The organism is Halorubrum sp. SD626R, assembly GCF_001261915.1.
Lineage (GTDB): Archaea > Halobacteriota > Halobacteria > Halobacteriales > Haloferacaceae > Halorubrum.
The window spans coordinates 1-10460 of the sequence record NZ_CVRT01000017.1 but is presented as its reverse complement, the minus strand read 5'-3'; the positions used below and the strand labels follow the sequence as shown (position 1 = coordinate 10460).

12 protein-coding genes and 2 pseudogenes are annotated in these 10460 nt (G+C 72.5%); 10 read left to right on the top strand and 4 right to left on the bottom strand.

Annotation, left to right across the window (positions count from 1 at the left end):
- Positions 1–261: pseudogene (locus SD626R_RS00860) on the top strand (phosphoesterase); the annotation flags it as partial.
- Between the two features lie 89 nt (positions 262–350).
- Positions 351–968 (top strand): winged helix-turn-helix transcriptional regulator, encoded by a 618-nt coding sequence (locus SD626R_RS00855; RefSeq protein WP_092562173.1) that lies wholly within the window; start codon positions 351–353, stop codon positions 966–968.
- Positions 969–1010: 42 nt separating this feature from the next.
- Here the strand turns inward: SD626R_RS00855 and SD626R_RS00850 are convergent, their stop codons facing one another.
- The 3 genes from SD626R_RS00850 to SD626R_RS00840 all read right to left on the bottom strand — a co-directional run bounded on the left by SD626R_RS00850 (position 1011) and on the right by SD626R_RS00840 (position 2833).
- Positions 1011–1265 (bottom strand): DUF7123 family protein, encoded by a 255-nt coding sequence (locus SD626R_RS00850; RefSeq protein ID WP_092562170.1) that lies wholly within the window; start codon positions 1263–1265, stop codon positions 1011–1013.
- 165 nt (positions 1266–1430) lie between these two features.
- The gene (locus tag SD626R_RS00845; RefSeq protein ID WP_092562167.1) at positions 1431–1985 is read right to left on the bottom strand and encodes a DUF84 family protein; all 555 of its coding nucleotides are present in this window, start codon (positions 1983–1985) and stop codon (positions 1431–1433) included.
- A gap of 65 nt (positions 1986–2050) precedes the next feature.
- A complete protein-coding gene (locus SD626R_RS00840; RefSeq protein ID WP_092562176.1) occupies positions 2051–2833 on the bottom strand; it encodes a cobalamin-binding protein in 783 nt (260 codons plus the stop codon).
- Positions 2834–3081: 248 nt separating this feature from the next.
- On the opposite strand from SD626R_RS00840, the gene SD626R_RS00835 reads away from it, so the two are divergent.
- From SD626R_RS00835 to SD626R_RS00810, 6 genes are all read left to right on the top strand, one after another.
- Positions 3082–4056 carry a transcription initiation factor IIB gene (locus SD626R_RS00835; RefSeq protein ID WP_092562164.1) on the top strand — a complete coding sequence of 325 codons (975 nt, stop codon included), beginning with the start codon at positions 3082–3084 and terminating at the stop codon, positions 4054–4056.
- 79 nt (positions 4057–4135) lie between these two features.
- Entirely contained in the window at positions 4136–4843 is a 708-nt protein-coding gene (locus SD626R_RS00830; protein WP_092562161.1) for a type I 3-dehydroquinate dehydratase, read from the top strand.
- A 415-nt stretch (positions 4844–5258) separates the two neighbouring features.
- Entirely contained in the window at positions 5259–6239 is a 981-nt protein-coding gene (locus tag SD626R_RS00825; RefSeq protein WP_092562158.1) for a rhomboid family intramembrane serine protease, read from the top strand.
- Positions 6240–7145: an endonuclease V gene (locus SD626R_RS00820; RefSeq protein ID WP_092562155.1), complete on the top strand. Its 906-nt coding sequence runs from the start codon at positions 6240–6242 to the stop codon at positions 7143–7145.
- A gap of 80 nt (positions 7146–7225) precedes the next feature.
- Positions 7226–7498, top strand: a complete 273-nt coding sequence (locus SD626R_RS00815) for a DUF7385 family protein (protein WP_049906210.1) — start codon at positions 7226–7228, stop codon at positions 7496–7498.
- Positions 7499–7511: 13 nt separating this feature from the next.
- Positions 7512–7796 carry a DUF8152 family protein gene (locus tag SD626R_RS00810; protein ID WP_092562152.1) on the top strand — a complete coding sequence of 95 codons (285 nt, stop codon included), beginning with the start codon at positions 7512–7514 and terminating at the stop codon, positions 7794–7796.
- 81 nt (positions 7797–7877) lie between these two features.
- On the opposite strand, the gene SD626R_RS00805 is transcribed toward SD626R_RS00810, so the two are convergent.
- A complete protein-coding gene (locus SD626R_RS00805) occupies positions 7878–9182 on the bottom strand; it encodes an MBL fold metallo-hydrolase (protein ID WP_092562149.1) in 1305 nt (434 codons plus the stop codon).
- A 141-nt stretch (positions 9183–9323) separates the two neighbouring features.
- Between SD626R_RS00805 and SD626R_RS00800 the strand changes: the two genes are divergently transcribed.
- On the top strand, positions 9324–10091 hold the full coding sequence (locus SD626R_RS00800; RefSeq protein ID WP_092562146.1) for a nucleotide-binding protein: 768 nt from the start codon (positions 9324–9326) through the stop codon (positions 10089–10091).
- Positions 10088–10460, top strand: a pseudogene (locus tag SD626R_RS00795) (hypothetical protein); the annotation flags it as partial. The gene SD626R_RS00800 and the pseudogene SD626R_RS00795, both read left to right, overlap by 4 nt.

Below are 10460 nucleotides of genomic sequence, written 5' to 3'. Positions count from 1 at the left end.
TCCGGCTCCGACGTCCAGGAGATGGAGGGGCTCGACGGGAAGGAGTTCGACGACGACACCCGGAAGATGCTCGGGCTCGACGACATCGACGAGATCCTCGGCCAGATCGAGGAGTCGGCCGAGATGGACGTCGAGGAGCTGGAGAAGGAGGCCGAGGCTGTCAAGGCCGGCGGTGCGGGCGCGGAGATCAAGTCCGCGGACGAGGTCATCCAGGAGATGGACGAGGAGCCGACCGACGGCGAGGTCGAGCGGGAGACCTGATCGGCCGCGCCCGACATCGATAGCGCCTCGAATCCGCCGACGTCCCCCCGAACGAAGTGCTTTTGTCGAGCCGACGGCTATCACCTCGCGTGACTGACGGCTTCGACGGGCGGAAGCGCGAGACGCTCCGACGGTTCGCCGCGATCGGAGCCGCCGCGCCGTTCGTCGGAACCGCGAGCGCCGACGCCGGGGGTGGCGGGGACGACGCCAACGAGACCCGCGAGGCGATCCGCGGCTACGTGCCGACGACCCCGGGCGCCCACTTCTCGAAGCTCCGCGACGACCTCCGGCTCGGGACGGGCGAGGCGCAGTACCACCTCCGGAAGCTGGAGGAGGCGGGCGAGATCGAGTCGGCGAAGGACGCCGACTACCGCCGGTACTTCCCGGCGGACCGGTTCGACGACCTCGACAAGCGCGCGCTCGGGTACCTCCGCCGCGACACGCCCCGCGGAATGATCCTCGCGCTGCTGCGCGACCCGGAGGAGACCGGCGCGGCGCTCGCGGCCGAGCTCGGCGTCTCCCGGCCGACGATCAGCGCCGCGGCCGCCGCGCTCGACGACGCCGGGCTGCTCGACCGAAGCGGGGGCTACGCGCTGACCGAGCCGGAGCGGCTGCTCACGCTCGCGGTCCGATACGCCGAATCGTTCGACGCCGACGCCGTCGCCTTCGCCGACGACGCGGCCGAACTCGTCGCCTACGACCCGTGACTGACGAGCCGTAACCGACGCCGTCTCCCGGTCCCTCTCCGCCTACTCCGTGACCATCCACGTCGTCCCGGAGGAGTACCCCCACTTCTCGACGTCGATGTCGCCGGCCGCGTCGGCGACGGCACCCATGTTCGCGCCGACCTCCTTCGCGGAGAGGTCGAGGTCGTCGGCGATGAGTCGCGACTTGAAGTACGTCCGCTCGCCGGCGTTCTCGCGCAGGTACCCCAGGATCCGCGCCTGCTTCGCGGAGAGGCCGGCGGGTTCGGCGGCGACCGCGTCCGGGTGGGCAGTGCTCATACCCGATCCAGGCGGCGTCCGTGCATAAGCGGGTTGGTAGACCCGGTTAACACGTCGCTGTCGGGCGGTTTCTCCATCGAATCCCCCACCGAGTGCCCGACTGACCCCCGGTTCCGGTACGAACACCGAACCGCGACCGCCCCCGGAACCCCGCCGGCCGCCGATTCAGTACGACTCGGAGACGAACGGGCCGAGCGCCCCGGCGACCGCCGTCGCCAGGGCGCCGGCGCGGTCGACGCGGCCGGCCGTGAGCGCCCCCGCGGCGCCGCCGCGCCGCGCGACTCCCGTCGCGTCGAGGACGTCGTCCATCACGGGGCCGAGCTCCTCTCCATCGGCGATTCGTGCGCCGATATCGTCGGGGAGGGCGATGCTCGGTCCGGCCCCGCACCCCGTCCGTGATCCGTCCGAGACCGCCGCCCACATGATGAGAAAGGACCCGTCGGCCCCGTCGAACCGCGCGACGCCGCCCTCGATCCCGACGCCGAGATCGTACTCCCCGGCGTCGAGGACCGCTCGGGCGCGGTTCTCCGCGCCGGTGACCGTCTCGGCGTGGCCGGTCGGCTGCTCGCTCACGCCCGACGGGACGGGGACCGACTCGATCGCGACGGTCGCCGGGTCTCCGGAGACCTCGTCCGTCAGGTCGCGCCCCTGCGACGATTCGAGGACCCGTTCGACCGCGCGCCGCTTCACCGGGTTGCCGCTGCCGACGCCGACTCGCATACCGGCGCTTAGGTGACGGGGTACGAATAGGCGTCGGGTCGGTTCCGCGGACCGGTGCCGCGCGTCTACGGGGGCGTCTCCGAGAACGCCTCGGAGTGGAACAGCCCGGCCAGCCGCTCGACGCCGTCGATCAGCGCGGGGCTCGGCTGGTTCAGGAGCGAGTCGTCGATCACGTGCACGGGCGCCTCGACGGCCCAGTCGCGCTCCGCGACGGTCGCGGGGTCGACCCGGTCGCCGTGGCCGCAGACGTGGACGACGAGGTGGTCGGGGTCGGCGGCCTCGACGCTCGCGAGGTCGACCTCGCGGGAGCGTTCGCCCGACTCGACGAACGGGTAGCGACCGCCCGCGGCGCGCACGGCGTCGGGGACCCAGTTGCCGGCGGCCATCGGCGGGTCCGACCACTCCTCGCAGTAGACGGTCGGCCGCGGGCGGTCCGCGACCGCCTCGGCGACGCGGTCGAGCCGCGCGCGGGAGTCCGCTGCGAGCCGGTCGCCCGCGTCGGGGCGTCCCACGTCGGCGCCGCGGGCGGCGAACGTCGCGATCGCCTCGTCGAGCGTCGCCGGTTCGCGGTGGCGGACGTCGAACCCGCGGTCGCGACACGCGTCGGCGAGGTCGGCCTGGAGGCCGTCGCTCGCGAGGACGACGCCGGGATCGAGGTCGGCGACGCGGTCGAGGTCGGGGTTCAGCCAGCCGCCGACAGCGACCGGGAACTCGCCGCCGTGCGCCGACCCCGCCTCGGCCGGCGGGTCGCAGTGGTGCGTGACGCCGACGAGCGTCTCGGCGCCGCCGAGCGCGGTCACGGTCGCGGTCGCGCTCGGGGCCAGCGAGACGACGCGGGGAGCGGTCATCGCTTCGCCCTCGGTGCGCCGTCGGCCCAAGCGTTTCGGTCGTCCGGCGGTCGTCCGGGCGATCGGGAAGTCGTCCGGACGGCGGCGGAGTCGGCTCACCGATTGGGTCGCCGCCGAAAACCCGTGATAGATCGTGTCCTTTCGTCGGGTTTCGGGCGACACGTTCCGGTCGTTTTAAGTTCGGTTCCGCCGTCTACTGGGTAAGATCGCTCTCGGACCGTGTTCAGTTACCGAGAGGGGGTTTAGCCATGAGTGAACGACTACACACGCGGGGGAGCCGCTCCCGAACGGAGACGGACGAAGAGGAATCGGAACGCACCGACGAGACGCTGACCTGTCCGGAGTGCGACGGCAACGTCATCACCGACGAGGAGCACGGCGAGACGGTCTGTGCCGACTGCGGACTCGTCGTCGAGGCGGACTCGGTCGACCGCGGGCCGGAGTGGCGCGCGTTCGACTCCCGCGAGAAGGACGAGAAGAGCCGCGTCGGCGCCCCGACCACCAACACGATGCACGACAAGGGGCTCTCGACGAACATCGACTGGCGCGACAAGGACGCGTACGGCCGGTCGCTCGGCGCGCGCCAGCGCCAGAAGATGCAGCGGCTCCGCAAGTGGAACGAGCGGTTCCGCACCCGCGACTCGAAGGAGCGCAACCTGAAGCAGGCGCTCGGCGAGATCGACCGGATGGCCTCCGCGCAGGGCCTCCCGGACAACGTCCGCGAGACGGCCTCCGTCATCTACCGCCGCGCGCTCGACGAGGACCTCCTCCCCGGCCGCTCCATCGAGGGCGTCTCCACCTCCTGCGTCTACGCCGCCGCGCGGATGGCCGGCGTCCCGCGCAGCCTCGACGAGATCGCCGACGTGTCGCGCGTCGAGAAGGCCGAGATCGCGCGGACGTACCGCTACGTCGTCCGCGAGCTGAAGCTCGAAGTGAAGCCGGCCGACCCCGAGCAGTACGTCCCCCGGTTCGCCTCCGATCTGGAGCTCTCCGAGGAGTCCGAGATGCGCGCGAAGAGCCTCCTGCGCAACGCCAAGGAGAAGGGCGTCCACTCGGGCAAGTCGCCGGTCGGCCTCGCGGCCGCCGCCGTCTACGCCGCCGCGCTCCTCACCAACGAGAAGACGACCCAGGCCGCGGTGTCGGAGGTCGCCGACATCTCCGAGGTCACCATCCGGAACCGGTACCACGAGCTGCTGGAGGCCGAGGACGGCCTCGTCGCGTAGGACTCGGCCTTTTCGGCATCGCGCGCTTCGGTCGACTCGCACGTACACACCTAAGTCCCCGCCCCCGGAAGCCTCGCGTATGTTCGAGGAGTTCGTCCTGACCGCGAGCACGGCCGACCTCTCGGAGGAGCCGCGCGCCCGCGAGCACGCCGACGCCGCGGAGTTCCGGATGGACCTCGCGGACGCCCCGCTCGGCCAGCTGGCGAGCTACGACGGCGAGCTCCCGCTGCTCGTCACGAACCGCGCGTCGTGGGAGGGCGGCGAGGCGGACGACGGCCCCGGCCGATTCGACGCGCTCTCGACCGCGATCGGCCGCGACGCGGTCGCCGCGGTCGACATTGAGCTCGCCGCTCTCCGCGGGAACGCGCCCGAGGGCGAGGAGTCGCACGCGACCGCGCTCCGCGACACCGCCCGAGAGGAAGGCGTCGCGGTCGTCGTCTCGGTCCACGACTTCGAGTCGACGCCCGAGCCCGCGGCGCTCGTCGACCTGCTCACCGACGCCGCCAGCGAGGGGGACGTGGGGAAGCTGGCGACGACCGCGACCGCCCCGGCCGACGCGCTCGCGATGATCGAGGCGACTCACGAGGCGACCGCCGCCGGCCACCGCGTCGCGACGATGTGCATGGGCGAGCCCGGCCGCCACACCCGCGCGGTCACGCCCGTGTACGGCTCGAAGATCGGCTACGCGCCCGTCGACCCCGCGAACGCGACCGCGCCCGGCCAGTACCCGCTCGCGACGCTCAGGGAGCTCGTCGACGGGCTGCGGGACGGCGAAGCGAGCGAGTGATTAGTTATGAGTAATTGACCGCGGCCGCGGCGACCATTTATACGGGGATACGGTGCGGTGGCGCGTGCCGACGAGCGCCCGGAGGGCGCGAGGAGCGCGTGCGAGGGAGTCGGCCGACCGAAGGGAGGCCGACGAGGCCGGGGAGGCGTGAGGCTGCGGTGCGGTGCTGTGTGGGGCGGGGCTCAAAGGGGCAGCCGGGAGGACGAAGACGCGCGACGCAAGCACCGCAGTGAGTGAGCGGAGCGAGCGAACGAGGAGCACAGCGAGCGCATCGAGTCCTCCCGGCTGGGGCTTTGGAGGTGGTCGCCCCCGTGTCACCGTATCCAGCTTATACACCACGAAGGCCGCCGACCGCTTCATGATAGACCACGTATAGAGCCAAACCGCTTTACGACCGCCCCCGTAAGTGTCGCCAATGGCGACGTGCGACGCGTGCGGGGAGTACGAGAACCTCCCGTACCAGTGCAAGCGGTGCGGCCAGACGTTCTGCGCCGAGCACCGTCTCCCGGAGAACCACGACTGCGCGGGGCTCTCCGAGTGGAACGACCCGGGCGGCGTCTTCGACAGCGGCTTTGACGAGGGCGTCGAGGGTGGGCCGGCCGGCGGGACCGGCGACGCCGGTAGCGAGGCAGGCGTCGCGGAGCGCGTCAAGCGCCGCGTCGACCGCGAGACGAGCACGGGCGGGATCGTGAGCTACTTCCGAGGGAACGCGACGTACACGATCCTGCTGGCGATCTGGGTCACGTTCCTCGCGCAGCTGGTCGTGTTCTGGGGCGTGAGCCCCGCGCTCCACGACCAGCTGTTCGTGCTCCGGGCGGACGCGATCGGGCGGGTCTGGACCTGGGTGACCGCCGTCCTCTCGCACTCGCCCGTCGGAATCTACCACATTCTCGGCAACAGCGTCGTCCTGTTCTTCTTCGGCCCGCTCGTCGAGCGCGCCGTGGGGTCGAAGCGCTTCGCCGCGTTCTTCTTCGTGTCGGGAATGGTCGCGGGGCTCGGCCACATCCTGTTCGCGATCGCGACGGGCGCCACCTCGACCGGCGTCCTCGGCGCCAGCGGCGCCGGCTTCGCGATCCTCGGCGTCCTCACCGTCTGGCGACCGAACATGCAGGTCCTCCTCTTCTTCGTGATTCCGATGAAGATCAAGTACCTCACGTGGGGGATCGCGCTCGTCTCGGCCGTCCTCGTCGTCCAGAGCGTCCAGGCCGGCGGGGCCGGCACCGCCGGCGGCATCGCGCACCTCGCGCACCTGATCGGCTTCGCCATCGGGCTCGCGTTCGGGAAGCGCAACGACGGGCTCGCCCGGTCCGCGGGGGGTCCCGGCGGCGTCTCGATGGGCGGCGCTCGCGGCCCGCGCGGACCGGGCGGGCCGGGCGGTCCCGGCGGGCGCCTCTGAATGCCCGGCGACGCCTCCCGCGTCGGGCCGGACGCCGTCGCGCGCCAGGAGTTCCTCCCGGACCCGGCGCTCTCGCGGGCCGAGATGGAGTCGCTCCAGCGCGAGCTGGCCGCGACGGCGACGTTCGCGGACGACCATACTTTCGACCCGGATGCAGTCGCGATCAGCGAGTCGGCGGACCTGACCGGTGGGCCGCCGGACGCGCGTCAGGGGTCGCTCCCGGGTACGGACGCGGACGGGGACGAGAGGGCCGACCCCGACGCCCCGGTCGTCGTCGGCGTCGATCAGGCGTTTCTGACCCCGGACGACGGCGAGGACAGGGCGGTCTCCGCCGCGGTCGCGCTCCGCGACGGCGACGTGATCGAGTCCGCGAGCGCGGTCACGCCCCTCCGGATCCCCTACGTCCCGGGCCTCCTCGCGTTCCGCGAGGGGGAGCCGATGCTGGCCGCGCTCGACGCCTTGGACGCCGACCCGGACCTTCTGATATGCGACGGCTCCGGCCGGATCCACTTCCGGGAGGCCGGGATCGCGACCCACGTCGGCGCCCTGCTGGACGTTCCGAGCGTCGGCGTCGCGAAGAACTTGCTGTGCGGCGAACCCGACGAACCGACCGACGAGCGACCGGAGGGGTGGCGGACGCCGATCCGCGCCGACGAGTCGGTGGAGACGGCCGGGACGCGGTCGACGGCCGACGCCGACGACGCGACCGTCATCGGCCACGCCTTCCAGTCGCGGCAGTACCCGAACAGCCGCCGCGTGAACCCGCTGTACGTGAGCCCCGGACACCGGGTCTCGGCCGAGACGACCGTCGCGCTGGTCGACGCGCTGTGCGCGGGGTACAAACTGCCCGAGCCGACCCGGCTCGCGGACGCGTACGCGGACGAGGCGAAGCGCGGGAGCGACTGATCCGAAGCGCGGGGGCGACTGATCCCGACCGGGCGATCCGGCCCGTCGGTTTATTTATCGTGGCCCGCGAACGCGGACGTATGGGAGACGAAGACACGGACGGACCGATGTCTGCAGAGGAGTTCCGCTCGCTGCGCGACGGCCTGGTGCGTCAGAGCTCCGGCGGGGGGACGACGGTCTACAAGAACGCCGCCGGCGTCGGCTGCCCGAACCCGGACTGCGACCGCGGCGTGTTCCAGACCCTGTTCGTCAGTGACCACGGCTGGCAGCAGATCGGCGCCACCCGCGACGGGATCGACCTGTGCCTGTGTAACACCGAGACGAAGCGGCTCGTCTTCATCCACGACGAGTGAGCATGAGCGCGCAGTGACCGACGAGTTCGATCCGGTCGTGGCGTTACACGATCACCTCGCGGCCACCGAGGAGCGCCCCGTGGAGCGCGAGGCCGGCTGGCGACTCGGCGAGGCGCAGGCGCTGGCCGCGGAGATCGACCGCGGCGGAGTCGACGGGGAAACCGTCGTCCGACGGGCGGGCGAGATCCGGACGCTGCTCGCGGCGGTCGACGGGACCGGCGACGCCGAGGCCGACGACCACGTCGCCGCGGCGCGAGAACTCGCGGACCGGATCGCGAAACGGGCCGACGGCGGGTAGTCGCCGACGCCCGAACCAGAACACGCGTCCCCCCTCGGAGAGCGGCGATCACCGACGGCCGTCTTCTCGACGACCGGCGGTTCAGTCGTCCGCCGTCGACTCGCCGCCGGCGTCGGCCGCGCACCGGTTCGGCCCCAGCTCTAACTCGATGGCCGCGGTCTCGTCCGGGGGCGATTCGACGCCGCGGTTCGCGGCGATAACCGACTCGTAGTTCGGCGGCTTCTCCGGCAGCGTCGCCGTAATCCTCTCCACGAACGCCTCGCGGTCGAGGCCGAGCACGTCGAGTCCCCGGCGCGCCGCGCCCACCGTCGTCGTCACCGGCTCGCCGGGTACGACGTCGCCGGTGGTTCCGTCGTTCGCGACCGCGAAGTGGCCGGGACAGACGACAGTATCGTCGGGCTCCGCGAGCAGCGTCCCGTGGAGCGAATCGTAGAGCCGCTCGGCACCGGTCGCGGCGCCGGCGGACTCGTCCTCTCCGTCACCGCCCGCGTCCTTCGTGTCGTCTCCGCCCGCCGCGAACTGCAGCTCCGTGCGACCGACGCTGTCGGTGAATAGCGTGTCGCCGGTGAGCAGCGCCGACCGCCCGACGAGGTAGCTCGCGCCGTCGTCGGTGTGGCCGGGGGTCGCGAGCGCCTTCACGTCGACGCCGCCGACGTCGAGCGTCTCGTTGCGCGCGATGGGTTCGAAGTCGTACGCCACGTCGCGCTCGGCGGCCGCCGCGGGGAGGTAGTACGGGACGCCGAGCTCGTCGGCGAGCGCTCGACCCCCGGAGAGGTGGTCGGCGTGGACGTGCGTGTCGAAGACCGCCCCGACCGACGCGTCGCGTTCGGCAGCCGCCGCCCGCCACTCGTCGCCGTGACGCGAGACGTCGACGGCGATGGCGACGCGGTCGGAACCATCGGAATCGACGGCGGCGACGCGGTCGGAATCTGCGCTCTCCCCGGACGACGGACCCCCCACCACGAGGTACCCGAGACACCCCTTCGCGCGCCGCTGGATCTGGACGATGTCGAGCGGCTCGTCGCCCGCGTCGGGAAGCGGGACCGCGGTCCGGTCGTAGACCCCCGACCAGCCGCGCATCCCGTCCGCGACGACGGTGACGTCGTCGTAGCCCGCGGCCTCGAGCTCCTCGGCGAAGTCGAGCGAGGCCTTCCCCTTCGCACAGGTCGTGACGATCGCGTCGTCGGGGGCGATCCCGGTCTCGGCCTCGAAGTCGGTGACGTCGAACTCGTGGAACGGCTTGTAGAAGTAGTGGACGGAGTCGGCGATCCGCCAGCCCTCGTAGCTCTCGGGGGGCCGCGTGTCGACGACGGCGAAGGACCGCTCGCCGCGCCGCCGCTCGTCGATCCGGTCTCGAAACGCGTCCGCGTCGATGACGCTCGGCATGGTCGACGGTTGGCGCCGAACGGCAAAACGCTGTCCGGTGGGGGCCGGGCCGCGGTTGACGTCCTCGACGCCCCCGCGACGGCCGGTCCCGGCGCGCCCGCGATAGACAGGCTTTAGCCGAGCGACCGGCCAGATGGCCCCATGGTCGAGGCGTTCGCGGTCGCCAGCGGGAAGGGCGGCACGGGCAAGACGACGAGCACGCTCGCGCTCGGGATGGCGTTAGCCGACGAGCACGACGTCACCGTCGTCGACGCCGACACGGGGATGGCGAACCTCCTCTTTCACGCCGGGCTCGACGACGCGGCGGTCACCCTCCACGACCTGCTCGTCGAGGGGACCGCGACCGACGTCGGGGAGGCGACGTACGACCGCTTCGGGCTCTCGGTGGTCCCCTGCGGCACGTCGCTCGCGGGGTTCGAGGCCGCGGAGCCGACCCGGCTCCGCGACGTGGTCGCCGAGCTCGCGAGCGACACCGACGTGCTCTTACTCGACTCGCCGGCCGCGCTCGGCTCGAAGTCGGCGGTGCTCCCGGTCGTCCTCGCGGACCGCGTCGCCGTCGTCGTCGAACCGACCATCCCCGCGCTCTCGGACGGGCTGAAGGTCCAGGAGTACGCCCGCTCGTACGGCACGGAGACGGCGGGCGTCCTGTTCAACAAGGTCCGCGACGACGCCGCCGACGTCGCCGAGCGGGCCGAGCGCCACTTCGGCGGGCCGGTCCTCGCGCGCGTCCCCGACAGCGACGCGGTCAGGGACGCGCGCCGCGCCGGCGAGCCCCTCCTCGCGCACGCGCCGGAGAGCGACGCGGCGGCCCGCTACCGACGGGCGGCGGCCCGCCTCGACGTGCGCGACGGCGACGGCGACGCGGTCGCCGACCGCTTCCGCAGCGCGGTCGTGCCCGACACGCCATGACGGGCACCGGAGGCGGAACCGGAGGGTCGGAAGGGTCGCTGACCGACGGGACCGAGTCGAACGGGCCGCCCGAATTCCGGATCCCCCGCGGCGCCCTCCTCCGGTCGCGGGTGGTCTCGGACGTGGCCACGACGCTCTCGCGGGCGCTCGACCGCGAGCTGACCGGCTACGCGACGCTCGTCCCGCAGGAGACGCTCCTCTTGGAGGGCGAGGCGCGCGGCGTCCTCACGTTCGCCGACGGGGTCCCCGTGCTCGCGTACAACACGGTGACCGACAGCGGCGGGCCCGACGCCCTCGCGGAGCTCGCGGTGCCCGGCCCGTACCGCGTCGAGCTGTACGCGGTCGACGACGGGCTCGACGCGGCCCACG

What these genes read in the sequence shown, in the direction of transcription:
- SD626R_RS00850 (WP_092562170.1), bottom strand. Translation starts at nt 1,265, where the DNA reads ATGAGCACTGCCCACCCGGACGCGGTCGCCGCCGAACCCGCCGGCCTC.
- SD626R_RS00845 (WP_092562167.1), bottom strand. Translation starts at nt 1,985, where the DNA reads ATGCGAGTCGGCGTCGGCAGCGGCAACCCGGTGAAGCGGCGCGCGGTC.
- SD626R_RS00840 (WP_092562176.1), bottom strand. Translation starts at nt 2,833, where the DNA reads ATGACCGCTCCCCGCGTCGTCTCGCTGGCCCCGAGCGCGACCGCGACC.
- SD626R_RS00835 (WP_092562164.1), top strand. Translation starts at nt 3,082, where the DNA reads ATGAGTGAACGACTACACACGCGGGGGAGCCGCTCCCGAACGGAGACG.
- SD626R_RS00830 (WP_092562161.1), top strand. Translation starts at nt 4,136, where the DNA reads ATGTTCGAGGAGTTCGTCCTGACCGCGAGCACGGCCGACCTCTCGGAG.
- SD626R_RS00825 (WP_092562158.1), top strand. Translation starts at nt 5,259, where the DNA reads ATGGCGACGTGCGACGCGTGCGGGGAGTACGAGAACCTCCCGTACCAG.
- SD626R_RS00820 (WP_092562155.1), top strand. Translation starts at nt 6,240, where the DNA reads ATGCCCGGCGACGCCTCCCGCGTCGGGCCGGACGCCGTCGCGCGCCAG.
- SD626R_RS00815 (WP_049906210.1), top strand. Translation starts at nt 7,226, where the DNA reads ATGGGAGACGAAGACACGGACGGACCGATGTCTGCAGAGGAGTTCCGC.
- SD626R_RS00805 (WP_092562149.1), bottom strand. Translation starts at nt 9,182, where the DNA reads ATGCCGAGCGTCATCGACGCGGACGCGTTTCGAGACCGGATCGACGAG.
- SD626R_RS00800 (WP_092562146.1), top strand. Translation starts at nt 9,324, where the DNA reads ATGGTCGAGGCGTTCGCGGTCGCCAGCGGGAAGGGCGGCACGGGCAAG.